Origin of the sequence: Chryseobacterium sp. OSA05B (assembly GCF_019970065.1) — a bacterium.
Lineage (GTDB): Bacteria > Bacteroidota > Bacteroidia > Flavobacteriales > Weeksellaceae > Chryseobacterium.
On the sequence record NZ_JAHXYH010000002.1, the window covers coordinates 502,802 to 522,254 of the forward strand.

Sequence of the window (19,453 nt, forward strand, 5' to 3'; positions counted from 1 at the left end):
TAGTTTTGCAGAAGTCTTCTAACAGACATGAACACTAAACATTGAAAACGATAAATATATAATGAAAAAAAAGATCTTTTTACTGAGCTTAATTTCCTTTTTCGGAGTAATGAATGCCCAGAGAGTACAAAAGGGAGAAGCTCAGATGAATGTAGGGATTGGTCTTGCCAATGGATGGGGAATGCCCGTTTACGCAGGAGTTGATTATGGAATCCATAAAGACATCACAGTAGGTGCCGAAGGAAGTTTTTCCACAGAAAAATACTCGGGAGATGTGAAAGGCAGATGGATTTCGGTAGGATTGAACGGAAACTACCATTTCAATACGCTGTTGAAAATTCCTAACAAATTTGACGTATATGCGGGAGTAACCCTGGCTTACAATTCTTTTTCTTACCGCTACAAAGGTTCAGATTATGATTATTTAGGGGGAGAAAGTTCAGGAGTCGGTTTTGCAGGACAGGCCGGAGCCCGGTATTATTTCACAGATCATTTTGCAGTGAATGTAGAAGTAGGAGGAGGAAGCGTGGCATCAGGAGGAAAAGCCGGAATTTCGTACAAATTTTAAACACAAATTAATAGATTAAATCAAATGAAAAAATCAAAATTATACCAAACCATCCAATATACATTGGTCGTATTAGTAACTGCAGTCCTTCTGGGATTTTCAAGTTCATGCAGCAATGATGATGACGATGATGCGCCGGCAAGACAATCACATAAAGTTGTTTTTAAAGCAACAGCCTCAGCCGGAAGCAATATTGATGTGGCTGTTTATGGATATGACAGCACAATAACGACGGCATCAAGTCTTAGCGGAACTACATGGACGAGTCCGGAAATCACAACGCCTGCAGGTGCCGTAAACGTTAATGTTGGCGTGAACGCTACAGGTTCGTCTTCATCATCAACATTAAAAGTTCAGATTTATGTAGATGGAGAGTTGAAAAAAGAGGGAACTTCCAGTGGACAGGTACTTTCTGCCAGTGCCAATTACACATTTTAAAAACAGAACTTCTAAAAAGAATTAAAACAATCACCAGACACTTAAACATATCTTTTTTATAATAGTTTTTTCATGGCTCTTCAGAATCAATAATTGTGGTAAGAGCTTTTTAAAAGTGGTAACTTTCTCTACGAGAGCCGTGAACTCCTTTCACGGCTTTTTTTACTTAAGATAGATGATAACCCTGTTGAAAACTCTACTGAACATAGGTAGTGTTCTTCCTTGATATTCAATAAAAAAGAGACTGTCTCAGACAGTCTCTTTTGATTCTTATATGCTTGTATTCTTATTGAGCTTTTACAATAAAGTAGCTTTTCTTACCTTTTTGAAGCAGTAGGAATGTACCGTCAATAAGATCGCTTTCGTTCGCAGTATACGTCTCGTTTACTTTTTCTTTGTTTACAGAAATCGCATTTCCTTTGATTTCTCTCTGAGCCTCACTTTTAGACTTTAGGAAACCGGATTTTTCTGAAAGAAGATCTACAATGCTTACGCCAAGAACATCAGCTTTTGGAAGTTCTTTTTGTGGAACACCGTCAAAAACTTCAAGGAAAGTTTCTTCATCAAGGCTTACCAGATCTTCAGCAGTAGAACGTCCGAAAAGAATTTCTGAGGCTTTCAATGCTTTTTCATATTCTTCTCTGCCATGTACCCAAACCGTTACTTCTTCAGCCAGTCTCTTTTGAAGTTTTCTTTCATGAGGTGCTGTTTTGTGCTCTTCAATTAAAGCTTCAATTTCCTCTTTGGATAGGAAAGTATAAAATTTAATGAATCTTTCGGCATCATCATCGGTAGCATTCAGCCAGAACTGGTAGAATTTGTACGGTGAAGTTTTCTTTTTGTCCAGCCAGTAATTTTCTCCGCTTTCAGACTTCCCGAATTTAGAGCCGTCAGCTTTCGTGATCAAAGGAACCGTTAAGGCAAATGCCTCTCCCTGGGCCTTTCTGCGGATCAGTTCAGTTCCTGTCGTGATATTTCCCCACTGGTCAGAACCGCCCATCTGAAGCTTCACGTTATTATTCTGGTACAGGTGAAGGAAATCATATCCCTGGATCAGCTGGTAAGTGAATTCCGTAAAACTCATCCCTTCTGCACTGCCGTCTCCCGAAAATCTCTTTTTTACAGAGTCCTTCGCCATCATATAATTAACGGTGATGTTCTTTCCTACATTTTTAGCAAAATCAAGGAAAGAAATATTCTTCATCCAGTCGTAATTGTTCACCAATTCAGCTTTATTGGCACCTTCGCCTTCGAAATCCAAAAACTTTGAAAGTTGGTTTTTTAAACAGTCTACATAGTGAAGAAGAGTCGCTTCATCCAGCAGATTTCTTTCTGCAGATTTCCCTGACGGATCTCCGATCATTCCTGTAGCACCTCCTACCAAAGCAATTGGTTTATGACCGTGCTGTTGGAAATGGGCTAAAATTTTGATCTGAATAAGACTTCCGATATGCAAAGAATCAGCAGTCGGGTCGAAACCAATATATGCAGTAGTTACCTCTTTATTCAGCTGTTCATCGGTTCCTGGCATCATATCGGCAAAAAGACCACGCCATTTTAGTTCTTCTATAAAGGAATTCATCTATACTTTTCTTTAAAATTTTATGGTGCAAAGATAGTAAATTCAGGAGTATAGAGAATAGGTGCCGGAAGGTAAAAAAATCAGAGGATAAAAAGGCCTGTATAGCCCTTTGCCCTTTCATTTAAAAAAATTATATTTGTTAATAATGAACGACGAACAGCTATTCCTGCTTATTCAAAAGGCCAAAGAAAAGGACCAGAAAGCCCAGACCAAACTCATCAATGTTTTTTGGGTGGATGTTTTCTCTTTTGTCATGAAGAAAGTAAAAGATGAAAATGATGCAGATGAAATCACGGTGAATGTTTTTTCAAAAGTGCTGTCGAAACTGGATATGTACGACCCGCATTTTCAGTTTAAGACCTGGGTATTAACCATTGCCCAAAATACGGTCATTGATTTCTGGAGAAAAAGAGCCCGGGAAAACCAGGACCCGACTGAGAATCTTGATGAGGTTAAAAACCAGTTTGCAAAATCTCCTGAAGAGCTCATGATCTCCAATGAAGAACAGAAAAAGATCATTAAAACAATTGAATCCTTAGACGCCAACTACCAGGATATTATCAAATTAAGATTCTTCGAAGAAAAAAGCATCAAAGAAATTGCAGAAGAACTGGGAATTTCCGTTGCCAATACCAAGGTAAGGGTGATGCGTGCGAAAAAAGTTCTGGCAGAACTGCTCAAGAATAATGAGTTTGATGATAATTAGTCTGATTTCGGGTTTCGTGGTTTGTGGTACAAACCTGCGACTCAAATCAGTTTAATTTAAAGAGCTTAGTACAATCTTAATCGTTCAAAATTTTAAAGGTAGACTTCCTCCTTAGTCTTAGGAAGAATAATTTTTCTGGATTCTTTTTGATTTCTGTTCTGCAGATCGATCTTTAACCCCTTTTTAATATAAGTTTCCTGTTTGGATTTACCATATTCTTTAGTGTTCTCCACATCTTTTTTATAGTTGAGCTGGCCCGTAGAAAGATTAAAATCTACCTCTGCCCAATAATCTCCCGATCTGCCGGATTCCGAAGAATAACCGATCAGTTCAAAATGTCCGTTCTGAAACCGGTATTTATCTGTATAACCCCATTTCCAGCTGCTTCCCCCTGCCTGGGTGATGCTTAAAATTCCTTTTGAAATGCTTGTACTCTGGTACGGATCGCCCATCATGCCGCCGCCGGCACTTTCTAAAATCGCATTCCTTGATTTACTTAAAACCATCCAGGTTCCGCCACTTTTTTTCTGAATCTGAATCTCACGGATTTTACCCAGCTCACCTTCATCTTTGGTATTATAAATGACCACTCTTTCAGGAATTTGATCACCGTCCAGATCTCCTTCCACCGTTTCAATAATCTCCGAACCTGCGGGCTGAAGTTCTTTCTGGGCAAAACAAAATGTACTGATGATAAAGGATAGGGCAAAAAGAATCTTCTTCATATTTTAAATTTGGTTATTTAAAATTACAATTATATTCTGAATTAATGTTAATGAGGCTGGAAGCAGGGAGAGGGATGCTGGAAGATACTGCTTAATCAAACTTGTAACATTTACTTAAAAATTTGATGAAATAGCCTTAAGATTAATTAAACTGTGCTGTAGATTTGCTTTCGTCCTTAATAACCTCCCTCTTCCAGCTTCAAACTTCCTGACCTCATTAAAAACATAAATTTATATTATCTGTTCCATCAATTTTTCCATTAGATGGTTTCCATTAAAAATTCCTTAACTTTGAGCTTCAATTTTAGAGATGGAAAATTTAGTTCAAGATACTACCGTTCAAAAACCAAAGTGGATCCGTGTAAAACTTCCTACCGGAAAGAACTACAGGGAGCTTAGGACTTTGGTCGACAAATATAAATTAAACACCATATGCCAGAGCGGAAGCTGTCCGAATATGGGTGAATGCTGGGGAGAAGGAACGGCAACGTTCATGATCTTAGGAAATATCTGTACAAGAAGCTGCGGATTCTGCGGTGTAAAAACAGGAAAACCGCTTGACGTGAATTGGGATGAGCCTGAAAAAGTGGCGCGTTCTATCAAATTAATGAAGATCAAGCATGCTGTTCTTACGTCTGTAGACCGTGATGACCTGAAAGATATGGGTTCCATCCTTTGGGGCGAAACCGTGAATGCAGTAAGAAGAATTTCTCCGGGAACAACAATGGAGACGCTTATTCCTGATTTTCAGGGACTCACTAAGCATATTGACAGATTAGTGGAGGTAGCTCCTGAAGTGATCTCTCACAATATGGAAACTGTAAAACGTCTGACAAGAGAAGTGAGAATACAGGCTAAATATGAGCGAAGCTTAGAAGTATTGAGATACTTAAAAGAAGCGGGTCAGAGAAGAACAAAGACGGGAATGATGCTAGGTTTGGGCGAAACTAAAGATGAAGTTTTCCAAACCATTGAAGACATCAGAAATGCCAATGTTGATGTGATCACGCTTGGACAGTATCTTCAGCCTACCAAAAAACATTTGCCGGTGAAAAAATTCATTACACCGGAAGAGTTTGATGAGCTGGGAGACTTTGCAAGAAGTTTAGGGTTCAGACATGTAGAAAGCTCACCTTTAGTAAGAAGTTCTTACCACGCTGAAAAGCATATACACTAAAAAATAAAACCGCTATTTAGGGCGGTTTTTTTGTATTATTATTTCGATAGATTTTGATTTATCGATCTCTTGTGAATTGATATTTTTGCCCTCTTTGTATCATGAGCATTTTCTTTTCAGAAGGATTAAATTCCATGATGATCCCGGCAGGAAAATATTCAAATTTGTTTTCCCCGATTTTATCAAGAGTGAAAGAAGAATCACCTATAACTTCCGCTTTTAAAAATTGATCTCCATAAGATAGTTTTAGTTTAAAAGGAAGTTCGACCGAACTGTATGTCCCGGTATAAAGTTCTGCATGCATACCGTCTATTTGTCTTTCAGATTGTTTTCTTTTATTCTTATATAAAATATTTAGAAGATAATAAACAAAATCATCTTTGCTTAGGCGTTCTCCGTTTACTACGAGGGAAATGGCTGTTTTATTTTTAATATCAAACAAAACTATGCTGTGAGAGCCATACGTATCACCATAATGGCCAAATAATATATTACCGCCAAAAGAAAGATCTATCAATCCTCTTCCAAAAAAAGATTCGTCAGCAGGGACCATTTTTTCCAAAGATATTGTGCTGATGATTTTGCCTGCAAATAATTGAGAGATAAAGACATTAGTATCATACATTGTAGAGGCAATATCGCCAACTCCGATTACATTTTCAAAATAAAAATCTTTTACTTTTTTCCAGCCGTTTTCATAGCGGTAGGATGGAGCGATATTATTGTAATTATGATGATGAAAAGATGCAAAATTCTTGAGTTTAAGCGGTTTTATTATTTTTTCTTCTAAAATTGTGCTGTAACTGGAATTATATTTACTTTCTACGATTTTGGTAAGTAAATAATACGCAGAATTGGAGTAAAAAACTTTTTTACCAGGCTGAAAAGCAACTCCCTGTTTTGTGATTTCTTCAATAATTTCCTTTTGAGTGGCTTTTTCTGTTAACCATTGACTGTTGTTCTCCTTGATCACAAAGTTTTGCAGTCCGCTGGTATGTTCCAGAAGATTTTTAATTGTTATTTTTTTTGAATTTGGAATATCAGGGAAGAAAGAAAAAAGAGTATCATTTAAACTGATTTCTTTTTCATCAACTAATTTAAAGATCAGAGTTGCGGAAATCATCTTTGAAACAGATCCGATATGATATTTTAGATCTGGTGTTTTTTGCAGTGCTTTGATATTGATTTCCCCGAAAGTTCTGCTATAAACTTCTTTGTTATTTTTGAAAATCGAAATGCTGCCTATATCCTGATTATTAACTTCAATGGCTGTTATTAAGCTATCTATTCTAAGTTTGTCTATATTTTGAGAATATCCTTTTATTGAAAAAAGAATGATGAGCAAAATAATATTTTTCATTTTAGTTTTTTTATTGTATAATAATCAGTAAATCAATGAATAGTACGTACTAGCTTATAAGTATATTAAATTAACTGTGTATTTCAATATTCTTCAAATACTTTTTCCTGAATTCAGATGGCGTTTCACCCGTATGCTGTTTGAATAGCTTATTGAAATAGGACAAACTCTCAAAACCCACCTGAAAACAAACCTCCGTCACAGAATAATCCTTCAGCAGAAATATCTTAGCCTGATTGATCCTGTAATTATTGACGAAATCCGTGAAGGTCATATTCGTCTGCTTTTTAAAATAGCGGCAGAAAGCAGGCGTACTTAAACTGACTATTTTTGCAATTTCGTTAACGTTTGGTTTCTTATCATAATTTTCGTGAATGTAGTCGTAAATCGTTCCCATTCGGATCTTGTCATTCAGAAACCATTTTATCCTCGTATCTTCTTTATTCAGCTCTTTCACGTTATCAGAGGCAGCGAGAATTTGCAAAATTTCAATCAGCCCCATGAGAGCATCAAACGAGTTTTTATCTTTAATCTCATTGAGCTTTTCAACAACCGTTTTCTTCGTATCTCCCGTGAAGGAAAGCCCCAGATAAGATCTTTCCAGAAGTTTTTTGATGTTTTCAAACTCAGGAACGGGGAAAATGATGTCCTGAAGAAAATTTTCTCTCATCTGCAGAACCAGCTGCCTGCATTCTGTCTGGATACCATAATCGAAATTAAGATGTGGAACATTGGAACCAATCAGCAACAAATCACTTTCTGTAAAACCTGAAATATCGCGCCCTACGTGGCGAATGCCATTGACGGCCTCTACATAGACCAGTTCTATTTCGGGGTGATGGTGCCAGAAAAAACAGTTCTTTAAAGACGGTGAAAAAAGCTTGAAAGATTTTCCTTTTTCAAATTCTATAACCTCTTTCTGGATTTTCATTTTGTTCTCATTTGATTGATTCTGATTTTAAAATTACATAAAAAGGTTAATATGGAGCAAACTTTTATCATTTCAAGAGGAGTAAAAGCCAATATTTCTTGCGACTTTTGCACTTTCAAAATAAAGGTGGAATACTGTTTTTATTTTTTAGAAAAAATCATTTAAAATTTAATTCGAAAAAGAAGTTTACTCACAATGAAGATTGATAAAAGAATAATACCGCTGGCGATAGGCGGACTGGGAATCGGAACAACGGAATTTACCGTTATGGGCCTGCTGCCAGATATTGCAAATACCCTCAAAATCACCATTCCTGAAGCAGGACATCTGATCTCGGCCTATGCAATGGGAGTAGTGATCGGAGCACCAATTCTGATTGGGTATTCCGTAAAATTTCCACCTAAAAAAGTGCTGATGGTTTTAATGATCCTGTTCACCCTATTCAATGGACTTTCTGCAGTAATGCCGGATTACACGAGCATGCTGATCATGAGATTCATGTCTGGACTTCCTCACGGAGCATTTTTCGGAGTAGGAACAGTAGTGGCATCCCGGATGGCTGGAAAAGGGAAGGAGGCATTTTATATATCCCTGATGTTTACCGGGCTTACGGTGGCCAACCTGATTATGGTTCCGCTCGTTACCTACATAGGACATGCATATCACTGGAAGCTCTATTTCGCGATTGTAGCACTGATCGGCCTTTTCGCTATATTATTCCTGAAATTATGGCTTCCGGCCATAGAATCGAATCAGGATACTCATTTCCTGGAGGAACTGAAATTCCTTAAAAATAAACAGTCTTGGCTGGTATTGGGAATTACTGCAATCGGATTTGGCGGACTTTTCACCTGGTTCAGCTATATTACGCCTTTAATGACCATCGTTGCCGGAATCCAAAGCAATCAGATGGCCTATGTCATGATTCTTGCCGGCGCAGGAATGGTGGTTGGAAACCTTGCCGGAGGATTTATTTCCGACCGTCTCGGACCTGAAAAAACATGTGCATTACTGATATTTCTGATGATGATCTCTCTAGGAGGTGTATTTTTATTTGCAGAGCATCAGAATATAGCGTTGATCCTGACATTTGTTTGTGGAGCACTGTCAATGTCTGTTGCCGCACCGATTAATATCATGATGATGAAAGCGGCCCCGAAAAGTGAAATGATGGCTGCTGCGTTTATGCAGGCTGCTTTCAATATTGCCAATGCGATGGGTGCCTTTTTAGGAGGAATTCCTTTGGAATACGGTTTTTCATTTAAATATCCTTCACTGGTAGGAGTGGGAATGACATTCATCGGTTTGGCCATAAGCTTAAGATACAGATATCTGTATGGAAGAGAAACTTCAGATAATGACGATACAGCTGTAGAATGTGTGCCTTGTGATAAATAATAGGTGAAGAAGGTACATTGAATAATTCAGTATTTAACTTCACTAATACATACAAAAAGAGACTTTGTTCAGTAGATGGACAAAGTCTCTTTTTTATTATAATATGGCTGAAATGAGAAGATATCAATGGTGAATTTTGCTTCGCAAGTGAAGGGTGAATTTTTGAATAGATGTAATCAGACATCAGATTTGTATGTTGAGATTAAGGAAAGTGGAAACCTCCAACTCGAAGACCGCTTTAAATAACTCATAACTCATAATTTATAACTCATCACTTTTCAAAACCCTCATACTCTCAAACGCAAATCACACCTCTACCTCATCTCCGTTTTTACACCAATAAAGCGCGTTGTATAAATTTTCTTTAGGAAAAGATTTGAATTCTCCCGGCATCAGGACACTGAAAATATCGGTAAAGTTCTGTACGGCTTCTTTATCTGTAACAATGGCTGCCCGATTCCATTTTGAAAGATTTTTTAATCCTAAAAGAGCATCCTGAAGCCATGCTCCCATGGTAAACTTATCCAGATCCGTGTCTAAATATAAAAGGTAATTCAGTTCACCAAATTCGTCTACTTTCTCCTTTACATGAGGAATGACAAGGTTTTCAAAATCTTCTCGCGTTATTTCTCCCGTTGCATTGAATGCAGCAACATTTTCCGGAGCTTCTGGAATAATCGTTATCATATAATTTATTTTTAATGTGGTTGGGTTTTAAACTGGGTACAATAATTGCACCATAATTTGATAATAAATCGTTAAAATACTTATAAATGTTAGAGTTTTTAATATAATATTCAATTATGGATTTAAAATCAAACGAACCTTTCTGGTTGATAAAGAACGGACTGATAGAATCTTATCCTTCTCTGAAATCAAATGAAAACTGCGATGTTTTAATTATCGGTGGAGGTATTACCGGAAGCCTTGTTGCCCATCAGATGATCAGTGACGGATATAAAACAATCCTGATTGATAAACGCGAAATCTGTAATGGGAGCACTTCTGCGACCACTTCCATGCTGCAGTATGAAATAGACGTTCCTCTGTACGAACTGACTGAAAAGATAGGTGAAAAAGGAGCTGTAGCAAGTTATAAAGCCTGTTCCGAAGCAATAGATAATCTTGAAAAGCTTACGAAGCTGATCAAGTCTGATGCAGGTTTTAAACGAAAAAAATCGCTGTATTTTGCTTCAAAAAAGAAAGATGTAAAGTGGCTTCAGGAAGAATGTAAAGCCAGAAAAAAGGCAGGATTCAACGTAAAATGGCTGGAAGCAGAACAAATTGTAGAACAGTTCGGATTTGAAAACACATATGGAGCTATTCTGTCAAAACAGGGAGCCAGCATTGATGCGTTTAAATTTGCCCATGAACTGCTTGAACATAATGCAAAAAAAGGCTTAAAAATCTTTGATAAAACGGAAATGAAGAAGGTAGAATATCACAAAGGCTTTAATCTGGTAACTGTTGAAAGCGGCTTTCAGATCAAGGCTAAAAAGGTGATTTACTGCATCGGCTATGAAAGCAAAAACCTGTTGAAGGAAAACTTTGTGGATTTAAAAAGTACATTCGCTATCGTTTCAGAAATTGATGATGACAAATTCAAAAACATCAGCAGTACATTGGTCTGGAATACGGATGATCCTTATATCTATATGCGTACAACAGATGACGGACGACTTCTGATAGGTGGAGGAGATGAAGATTTCTATGATGCTGAAAAACGGGATTCTCTTCTCGGTAAAAAAGAGAAAGAAATTCTGAAAAACCTTAAAAAAATAAAACCCGATTATCATTTCTATACAGATTTTGTCTGGGCCGGAACTTTCGGGGAAACTAAAGATGGGCTGCCTTATATCGGCGAACATAAAAAATTTAAAAATTCATACTTTGTTCTGGGCTTCGGAGGAAACGGTATTACTTTTTCCGTGACGGGAATGGACATGGTTTCTCAGTTTATGAAAAACAAAGAGCATCTGCTGTCTGAATATTTTCAATTTGGGAGATAAAACTGATCTCGGCTACAATTGCAGACTGATATTTAAGAAAAACACAAGAAAAATGGTGGCTGAAAAGCCACCATTCCTACTATTTCGAAGTATATCCACTCGTTTTTGCCTGCTCCAGAATAGACCTTTCAATCGCTTTTCCAAGGTCGTCGGAATCTGCATTACCCCGTTTTTTCATTTCGGCATCAATGTATTCCTGACGTTTTCTGGACAGTTCTTCAATCTCCTTCTGGATTTTTCCGCGCTCTGCAGATTTAACAGCAACTGCTTTTTTAATTTCTTCCTTGCTTTTACCTTTCAGTTCAGCCGGAAGTGCGTCGTCTTTTACGGTGGCGATAAATCCTGCATCTTTTTCTGCTTTGTCTACCAAATCCCAGTGATCGTTTTTATAGGCATTCTTCTTAGACTTGGCAACAGTTCTTTCAACATAATTGGAAACCGACTGTACCTCAGCATTTCTGTCCTGAGCTTCCTGTTTTAGTTTATACTCTGAGCCGTGATTTCCGTAGAAAATGTATGTGTCATTCAGCCTGGTATTGCATTCTGAAATTCTTACATCATAAGGCGTTTCAATATAAATTACCTTTCTATCGCTGTCGATATTGAAGTATTTTCCGCCACCTACAACCGCTCCGTTTTGCCAGAAGGTTTGGGTTCCTTCTTCTCGGCTTCCGCAGAAAATGGTATTGGTGTAGATATTTTTGCTTTTGGCTTTAGAGATCACTTCTTTGTAATTCACTTTTCCCTGATCGAAGGGTTCATTACCGGCAATATAAATCAGTTTCATGCTTTTTTCGTTGCCATCCCAGTTCAGGTTCATCGAGGCGTCACGGATCACAGCACCGCAGTATTCGTTACCGCCGTTGGTTCTCAGGGCAAATAATTTCTCGGAAACCAGATCGAGATCCTGGGTAAGCGGAGTAACCTGGCGGATATAGTTCTCATCACGAATACCGTCATTTCCGTATTCATAAAGGGCAATTTCTATCTGAGGAGCCTTTCCGTTATACTTCAGGGTGGTCAATGTGTTCACAATATTCCAAAGTCTGGATTTAGCCTGATCAATCAGTCCGTCCATACTGTTGGAAGTATCCAGCAGAAGCGCGACCTGGATTTTATTATCCTTTGATGGTGTTGGAATCTCGGTTATGGAAGCATTCTGTACCAATGCTGCTCTGTCTGTTGTGGTGCTGTTTGAACAGCGGATGTCTGAAAAACTGCCGGAGCTTAAAAAAGCGGTAACGGCTGTCATTGCTAAGATTTTTAAAGTTGTCATAGTGCTATTTTTTATGGGTTATCTGCTGTAATACTGAACCTGCATTTCTTTCGGATACTTCACTTCATAAGAGAAATTAATCTTGTCCGAACTACCACTGCCGATGTTTCTGTTCCAAAGAATGCTTCCTGTTTTCTCATCAAAACTGCCGTTTCCAATCTCTAAGGCTTTAACCTGTATTTTAGAATTTTCGCTGATCGGAAGCTGATCAAGGATTTCCAGCTCAATGTTTTCTTTGGTATTGTTTCTGATGCTGATCTGGAAGGACTCTGTTTCCCACTTATTGCTGTTGAAGTTTTTCTGAGAAGTTTTGTCCTCCAGTTTGATTCTTTTAACGGTAATTCTTTCATCCACACCTAGAGAAATAGGGAATTCATCCTTTACATAATTGCTAGCAATGCTGGTTTTCCCGATATAATTATCTTCAAAATAGATATTGGCTTCTCCGGAGATCAGATTAAGATTCTGCCAGTTTTTAATAAATGCCATCAGGAATACCTGGTTGTTCAGTTTTGGTACTGTGTGGTATTTATAGGTAGCATCGATTTGTTTTTTATCAAGGATCACATACTGTTCTTTTTCCTGGCTTAAGATCGTTTGGTCATAATTAAGCTCATAAATGACATTCATCTGGCTGTCCGAAACGGTGGCTACAGGGATTTGACTTGGTTTAACCACTACTTCATCTCTCATCTGATAAGAATTCACTTCTTTTGCGGCTGCTTTCAGTCTGTAGCTGGCGGTTTCAGCCTGTGGATTATGTGGCGTATATTCGGCAACATAAAGCGGAGAAAGGATAGGTCTGTCCTGATTGTAGGAAGGTCTGTAGGTAGAAACAAACAGTTTTATATTTTTCCAGTCCTGGCCGGTTTTCTGGTAGATTTTTCCTTTGTAAACCATTTCAATCGGCTTCTTCACCGATTCTGCATGGAGATCATAAGATGGAACCCAGCCTGCATCAGAAACGATATAGCTCACCCCTAAATTCAGATTCGTTTCATGGTCTGCAAGGATTTCCAGAAGAAGTTCTTTTCTGTTGGTATTTTTATTCGTCTGTTCTTCTGCGAATTGATTGCTGATCTTCGCAATACCTTCATCCAAAACTGTTTTCTGTTCATTCAAAACAAAAACCTGATTATCGATTTCCAGCATTCTTTTTCTGTAAAACTCAGTCAGTTTGATTAGCTGCTCCTGAGGAGTGGATTTGTCATTGGTAGAGATCTTTAAATTGTCATTAATGATCTGCTGCTCGCCGTTCAGGTTCTTGATTTGGATATTCAGTAGATTGACCTGTCTTTGCAATTTTTTTCTTTCATCATCCAGTTTCTTTTCTCCTGCAGAAAAATCTTCATCTTTCAGAAAGTTGCTCTGTGGCGTGATGGAAAGAAGCGTTGTATTTTTTTCAAGATTGATCTTGTAAGTATTTTCGTCAAGGTTGTTGGGAAGATTGATGATTCTTACCATATTTCTTCCTTTTTGCAGGGTAACGGAGGTGCTTCCGAAAACTTTGGCACCCTGAAGGAAGACGGTGGCCTGTTTCACTTCAATTTCCTTCTTGATTTCCTGTCCTTTTAATAACGAAACAGAAAATGCAATGAGTAGTAATAAATAGCGTTTCATAGTGTATTATTTTAATTCCTGTAGTAAAATTATCCCTATTTAAGGCTGAAAATAAGGAGACTTGGTGAAACCTGACTTTCACTTGGTGAGCTTAAACATCAGCCTGGAAAAAAAAACAGCCCTTTCGGACTGTCTTTTTAAATCTGTTAATTCTAAAGGATTTCGTATCTTGTTTTGATGCTGTATTTCAGCTTGATATTTTCGATATTGTCGAAAGAAAAATCTATCGTAGCGTCTGCTGCTGCTTCCATCTGCATATTTCTCACACTGCTTTTGTAAGCTACCGGAAGAACCATATCGCTGGTGTAATCTTCAATTTCGATGATCTCAAGAGGAGCTCCGGTTTTTTTACCCATACTTTCCAAAAGATAATCTGCCTTTTCTTTGGCTGCCTTTAATGCATTGATTTTAATTGTTTTTCTGAAGTCTGCTATTTTAGTGTTCTTCACTTCCGAAACATTCAGGTTGCTTACCCATTTTTGGTTGAGGTCTTCAAATATTTTGCTGATGTTCGCTTTCGTATTGACTTTGAACTGATAGCTTTTCGTGAATTTTCCATTTTTAGCGTAAACATTCTGGTACATGGATTTGAATTTGATGTCTTCGTTCTTTACACCTCCGTTTTTCAACGTTTCAAACAGTTTCTTTTCATTATCTGCCAGATCGTTCTTGTTATCCGCTTTAATGCCTACGCTGAAGATGATTTCATCCGGTTCTACTTCCATTTCTGCAATCCCTGTAACTTCAATTGCATTTTTCTTTACTTCCTGTGCATTTACAAAACTTCCCAGGGTAAAGATTCCGATCAATAAAAAATGTCTCAATTTCATAATTTCTTGTTTTAAATTCTGATGTAAAATTACTGCTATCTGAAACCCGAAATAAAGAGACTTGGTGAAATGAGGTTTTCACTTGGTGGATGCCTATAAAAAAGACGATCCCCGTGAGAATCGCCTTTTCAAGCTTTTTTTAAAACGTTTTAAAACATTAAGATCAATGAAGGATGTAAGGTTAGTTAAGAAAAAATCAAATGATTTTTAAGCTGTACGTCTTAAAGCGAAGCTAAAACTTAATACTCTTAAAAGCTTAACAAGAATCTTAATGGTTCAAAAATTAAGTTTAATAGATAAAGTAAACCTTTGAAATCTTATCGTTTTTAATTTCATAAATAGCAGTTGCTTCCGTTTTTACACCAGGTCTAACCCCTGAAACGCTCTCTTTATCAATAACCGTATTGAGATTGACGATCCTCTGTTTGATCTCGCAATGCAGATCAGGATATTTATCAAACATAGCGGAGTAGGTTTTTTTCATGGCTTCTTTTCCTTTACTGATCAGCTTTCCGGGGAACATATAAAGCTCTACATCATCTGAATAAGGTTCCAGAAAAGCATCAATATTTCTTGCGTTATAAGCATTGAGCTGCTGCTGCGCCAGGGATTCCGGTGTTACTTTTACAATTTTTGTCAGATCTACAGGCAATCCGTTTTTCATGACCAGATCAATTTTTGTCAGATTGTCAAGGTTATCAACCGGATTGGCATTCAGTAAAACAAAATCAGCGGTTTTGCCAGCTTCTATGCTGCCGTATTCATTGTCTTTATTAAGGATCTTCGCAGGAATAATGGTCGCCGACTGAAGGATCTGCCATTCGTTCATCCCACTTTCTTTCATCGCTTTAAGTTCTGCGAGAAAGGATGACGCGTGCTGTGTTCCTATATTTCCGGCATCGGTACCGGCAGCAAGCATTACGCCTCCATCAGCCAGTTTTTTAAGATTGACTTTTCGGATAGAGTCTGTTTTTGAGATGTACGCTTTTATCTTAGGGTCACTGAACCGGACTTTACGTTTATTGAGCATCGCAGAATCTGAGGTTTGCGTAAGATGCTTCAGATCATACATAGAGCCGATGCTTTCAGGATTGGAGTTTTCAAGTTCATAGGTATTGTAAACTTTTTTTTGTCCGTAAGTGTCATAATAATTATCCATAACCGTTAGGGTAGGGCTTACAATAACTTTTTTTGACTTTAAAAGTTTTACAAAATCATCAGAAACAATTTCGTCTTCTATATTATGAACCAGAAAATCGGCACCGTTGAGTACTGCTGTTTCTGCAGTGAAGCGTTCTGTAGCGTGAACGGCTACTTTTAAATTATTTCTGTGCGCTTCATCAATGACTGCTTTTATCGTCGGTTCCAGCTTCTTCGTCTGCTCTTTCTTTTTATCTGCTTCTCCTGTGACGATATACCATATTTTGATAAAGTCTGGTTTGTAAGGAATCTGTTCCTGTACGAGTTTTTTAGCATCATCAATGGATGTAAGCAGCCGGAAAGGTTCATTTTTATTGAGGTTTTTAAACACTTCAGGTTCATAGGTCGTGATCAGCGGTCCGGACATATAGACTGAAGGAAGACGATCATTGACTTTTAGAGAATCCCGAAGCTTCAATAAATTATAAGTTGCTCCCGGATCAATAACTGATGTAATTCCCATTTTAAGATATCGCTGCATAAGATCTTCCATATGACTATGGCTCCAGCTGATCTCTTTTTCATAAGGAACATGTTTTCTGAGATCAAGGGCATCAGGTCTCGTATACAAACCTCCGCTCTGGAAAAAGTGAACGTGTGAGTCTGTCATTCCGGGGATCAGAAATTTTCCTTCACCATTGATGACGTGGGAATTCTGAGGAATTTTGATCTGCTTGCTGGGTTTTACAGCGGTAATGGTTTTTCCCGTCATGATAACAGTCTGGCCCGGAATCATCTTTTTATGGACCACATCAGCCACCGTTACATTCTGAATGTAGATCTGTGCATGAACACTGCCTGTACAAAATAAAGCTACAAGTATAATCCGGAGTTTTTTATTCATAATTTTAGTATAAAATCGTCCTACAAATATAAAGAAAGACTCACGCTTCTGTGGTATATTATTTTGGAGCCGTTAAAAAAATGAAAAGATTGATTCTTTGAAGGAGCAGACTTGGTGAGTTGAAGTTTTGACTTGGTAAAGAATAGAAAAGGATACATAAAGTTTTACTTACTTTGCATTAAAGATCTGAAATCCGTGAAATTAATTTTTAAAATACTTTTTATCTTCATTCTTGCTGCAGGAAATTTCTGTCCAGCACAGGATTCTACACGGGTTACCCAAGCCTATAAATCTGCTGTAAGACTGAAAAAAGCAGTGGACAATAATGACAATAAAGGCGTGGCTGATACTTATGTAGGCATTGCCAACGATTATTACAACCAGGGAAATTACGCCAAAAGTGAAGAGTTTCTGGTGAAAGCCAGAACCATTTATAAAAACCTTAACGATAAAAAAAATCTGGAATCTGTCACTAGGAAAATTGCCCAGTCGCAGGAAAAGCAGAACAAAATAACACCGGCTATAAGTAATTACAACAGGGCAGCTGAGATAAGTTATAGCGAAAAAAACAGAGCCGTCAATACCAATGATGCTGCAAGACTTTCTTCTCCCAGCGCTGAACAGAAAGTAGAGGCGATTCAGGATAATATCAATATAGGCCTTAAAACAAAAGACAAAGGTGATCTGGCAGCAAGTTACAGTCAGATGGCAGACGTGAATATACAGCAGAAAGATATTCCCAGAGCGGAAGAAAACCTTAACAGTGCTTATGCCATTTCCAAAAAAGAGGCGCCTCAGCAGGCATTGGAGATCAATCAGAAACTGACCAATTTCTATGTGGAAAACAGGAATTTTGACAAAGCCATTGAAGCCAAAAAGAAAGTCCTGAAAGAAGATTTTGTCAAAGAAAATTCTCAGGAAAAAGTCAACCAGATCCAGGAACTGGCTGATATTTATATTAAGAAAAATGATCCGGAAGAAGCCGTGGTATTATTAAAAAATGCCTACGGAATCGCTCTGGAAAAAGGACATACCCTGGAAGCCCAGAAAAGCGTAAAAAGACTGGACAGCCTGTATAGTATAACTGGAAATACGGCTGCCTCAGTTTCGCTGTACCGCGATTTCCTTGGGAAGCTCCCGGATATTGTGTCCAAAGACCGAAGCTTGGTTGATAATAAAATACTGGAAGATACCGAGCAGAGAATTTCTCAGCTTGAAAAAGAAAAAGAGTTGAAAGATCAGCTTATCCGTAAGAAGAATGTTTTCAATTACTATCTGATCGGGGCTTTGGTTGTACTAACCGGACTGATTATCTTTATTTTCAGAATGCTGAAGAAAGTTCAGATTAAAAATAAAAAAATCGCTCTACAGTCGCTGCGCCGAGAAATGAATCCGCATTTTATCTTTAACAGCTTAAACAGTGTCAATCATTTTATCTCGACGAATAACGAACTGGAAGCCAATCAGTATTTAACGAAATTCTCAAAATTGATGCGCGGCGTGATGGAAAACTCCGCTGAAGATTTCATTCCCTTTCAACAGGAACTGGACCTGCTTCAGAATTATCTTGCCTTGGAGAAAACACGTTTTGCAGATAAATTTGATTTCGGAATTGATGTAGACGAAAGCCTGAATATGCAGAGTCTGAAAGTTCCCGGAATGCTTGTTCAGCCGTTCCTTGAAAATGCGGTATGGCACGGATTGCGCTATAGAAGCGACAAAGGATTTTTGAAACTGAGCTTTGAAAAAGAAGACCAACATTTGAAAATCACGATCGAAGACAACGGAATTGGTATCGAAGAAAGCAAAAAGCAAAAGACCCATCACCAGAAGACAAGGGAAGGGCGAGGTATGAAAAATACCCTGGAAAGAATCAAGCTGCTGAATGACCTGTATCATCAGGATATTCAATGTAAAGTCACGGATAAAAAAGAAGAACCCGGGGTTTTGGTTCAAATAAGTTATAAAAATATCAATGTTTAAAAGACTTGTTTGATTTTTAATTGGTTAGCTCTGTTTTTATTGTAACAATTTGTCAATAGTTCCGTCTTATTAGTTAAAAACTAAACAGATGACTATTGAAAACAAAACAGCCCGGTTCGCAGGATTTATATATCTTATGGTCATACTAACTGGTTTTTTCAGTTTAATGTATGTGCCTTCACAGCTTATGGTGTGGAAAGATTCTAAGCTTACTTTTCAAAATATTTCTTCCTCTGTACAATTATTCAGATTAGGTATCGCCGGCAGTATGCTTTGCTATATTGCATTTACCTTACTCCCTCTGGTTTTATATAAATTGTTGAAAAACGTTAACGGAACCTATGCAAAGCTGATGGTTATTTTGGCGTTGATCAGTGTTCCTGTTTCATTTATCAATTTGCAGAGTAAATTTTCAGTTCTCACCATTATTGAGGGAGCCGATTATTTAAAAGCATTTAATGCAGAACAACTTCAATCTCAGGTTATGTTTCTGTTAAACTCTTATAACAAAGGAATCTTAATCGTTCAGATATTTTGGGGGCTTTGGTTGTTTCCCTTCGGCTATCTCGTTTATCAATCCGGCTTTTTACCAAAAATTTTAGGCATTTTCTTGATGTTGGGTTGTTTAGGATATCTGCTCAATGTATTTGGAAGAACTGCCATTCCTCATTTTTCAGACTATTCAGTATCGGAATATATAACACTTCCTGCTTCTATTGGAGAAATTGGGATTTGTTTATGGCTATTAATTTTTGGAGTGAATAACAAAACCAGAGAAACTGTAGACGTAGATTAATTTTTAAATA

At 37.7% G+C, this 19,453-nt stretch carries 17 protein-coding genes; 8 read left to right on the forward strand and 9 right to left on the reverse strand.

The features are described from left to right. The first annotated feature begins 61 nt into the window (after window positions 1-61). The gene (locus tag LC419_RS09755) at window positions 62-568 is read left to right on the forward strand and encodes an outer membrane protein (RefSeq protein WP_223607157.1); all 507 of its coding nucleotides are present in this window, start codon (window positions 62-64) and stop codon (window positions 566-568) included. A 24-nt stretch (window positions 569-592) separates the two neighbouring features. Then, window positions 593-1,006, forward strand: coding sequence for a hypothetical protein (locus tag LC419_RS09760; RefSeq protein WP_223607158.1), 414 nt, complete (start codon window positions 593-595; stop codon window positions 1,004-1,006). A 286-nt stretch (window positions 1,007-1,292) separates the two neighbouring features. Here the strand turns inward: LC419_RS09760 and tyrS are convergent, their stop codons facing one another. After that, complete coding sequence (tyrS, locus tag LC419_RS09765) at window positions 1,293-2,588, reverse strand: tyrosine--tRNA ligase (protein ID WP_223607159.1); 1,296 nt, start codon at window positions 2,586-2,588, stop codon at window positions 1,293-1,295. A 145-nt stretch (window positions 2,589-2,733) separates the two neighbouring features. On the opposite strand from tyrS, the gene LC419_RS09770 reads away from it, so the two are divergent. Then, a complete protein-coding gene (locus LC419_RS09770) occupies window positions 2,734-3,294 on the forward strand; it encodes an RNA polymerase sigma factor (protein ID WP_223607160.1) in 561 nt (186 codons plus the stop codon). 92 nt (window positions 3,295-3,386) lie between these two features. Here the strand turns inward: LC419_RS09770 and LC419_RS09775 are convergent, their stop codons facing one another. Further along, on the reverse strand, window positions 3,387-4,019 hold the full coding sequence (locus LC419_RS09775) for a hypothetical protein (protein ID WP_223607161.1): 633 nt from the start codon (window positions 4,017-4,019) through the stop codon (window positions 3,387-3,389). A gap of 310 nt (window positions 4,020-4,329) precedes the next feature. Here LC419_RS09775 and lipA point away from each other — a divergent pair, with 310 nt between their 5' ends. Next, on the forward strand, window positions 4,330-5,196 hold the full coding sequence (lipA, locus tag LC419_RS09780) for a lipoyl synthase (protein WP_223607162.1): 867 nt from the start codon (window positions 4,330-4,332) through the stop codon (window positions 5,194-5,196). Window positions 5,197-5,254: 58 nt separating this feature from the next. Here the strand turns inward: lipA and LC419_RS09785 are convergent, their stop codons facing one another. Together LC419_RS09785 and LC419_RS09790 are read right to left on the reverse strand one after the other, a co-directional pair. Beyond that, window positions 5,255-6,556 carry a serine hydrolase gene (locus LC419_RS09785; RefSeq protein ID WP_223607163.1) on the reverse strand — a complete coding sequence of 434 codons (1,302 nt, stop codon included), beginning with the start codon at window positions 6,554-6,556 and terminating at the stop codon, window positions 5,255-5,257. A 70-nt stretch (window positions 6,557-6,626) separates the two neighbouring features. After that, the gene (locus LC419_RS09790; RefSeq protein ID WP_223607164.1) at window positions 6,627-7,487 is read right to left on the reverse strand and encodes an AraC family transcriptional regulator; all 861 of its coding nucleotides are present in this window, start codon (window positions 7,485-7,487) and stop codon (window positions 6,627-6,629) included. A gap of 195 nt (window positions 7,488-7,682) precedes the next feature. Between LC419_RS09790 and LC419_RS09795 the strand changes: the two genes are divergently transcribed. Beyond that, entirely contained in the window at window positions 7,683-8,885 is a 1,203-nt protein-coding gene (locus LC419_RS09795) for an MFS transporter (RefSeq protein WP_223607165.1), read from the forward strand. Window positions 8,886-9,191: 306 nt separating this feature from the next. On the opposite strand, the gene LC419_RS09800 is transcribed toward LC419_RS09795, so the two are convergent. Continuing rightward, a complete protein-coding gene (locus LC419_RS09800; protein ID WP_073335395.1) occupies window positions 9,192-9,572 on the reverse strand; it encodes an STAS/SEC14 domain-containing protein in 381 nt (126 codons plus the stop codon). A gap of 116 nt (window positions 9,573-9,688) precedes the next feature. On the opposite strand from LC419_RS09800, the gene LC419_RS09805 reads away from it, so the two are divergent. Then, window positions 9,689-10,894: an FAD-binding oxidoreductase gene (locus tag LC419_RS09805; protein WP_223607166.1), complete on the forward strand. Its 1,206-nt coding sequence runs from the start codon at window positions 9,689-9,691 to the stop codon at window positions 10,892-10,894. Window positions 10,895-10,973: 79 nt separating this feature from the next. On the opposite strand, the gene LC419_RS09810 is transcribed toward LC419_RS09805, so the two are convergent. From LC419_RS09810 to LC419_RS09825, 4 genes are all read right to left on the reverse strand, one after another. Next, complete coding sequence (locus LC419_RS09810) at window positions 10,974-12,170, reverse strand: VWA domain-containing protein (protein ID WP_223607167.1); 1,197 nt, start codon at window positions 12,168-12,170, stop codon at window positions 10,974-10,976. An 18-nt stretch (window positions 12,171-12,188) separates the two neighbouring features. Continuing rightward, on the reverse strand, window positions 12,189-13,790 hold the full coding sequence (locus tag LC419_RS09815) for a DUF4139 domain-containing protein (RefSeq protein ID WP_223607168.1): 1,602 nt from the start codon (window positions 13,788-13,790) through the stop codon (window positions 12,189-12,191). 152 nt (window positions 13,791-13,942) lie between these two features. Next, entirely contained in the window at window positions 13,943-14,620 is a 678-nt protein-coding gene (locus LC419_RS09820) for an SIMPL domain-containing protein (protein ID WP_223607169.1), read from the reverse strand. Between the two features lie 289 nt (window positions 14,621-14,909). Continuing rightward, a complete protein-coding gene (locus LC419_RS09825) occupies window positions 14,910-16,664 on the reverse strand; it encodes an amidohydrolase family protein (protein WP_223607170.1) in 1,755 nt (584 codons plus the stop codon). A 195-nt stretch (window positions 16,665-16,859) separates the two neighbouring features. Between LC419_RS09825 and LC419_RS09830 the strand changes: the two genes are divergently transcribed. Continuing rightward, complete coding sequence (locus tag LC419_RS09830) at window positions 16,860-18,647, forward strand: histidine kinase (protein WP_223607171.1); 1,788 nt, start codon at window positions 16,860-16,862, stop codon at window positions 18,645-18,647. A gap of 88 nt (window positions 18,648-18,735) precedes the next feature. Next, on the forward strand, window positions 18,736-19,443 hold the full coding sequence (locus LC419_RS09835; protein ID WP_223607172.1) for a DUF4386 domain-containing protein: 708 nt from the start codon (window positions 18,736-18,738) through the stop codon (window positions 19,441-19,443). Window positions 19,444-19,453: the final 10 nt, after the last annotated feature.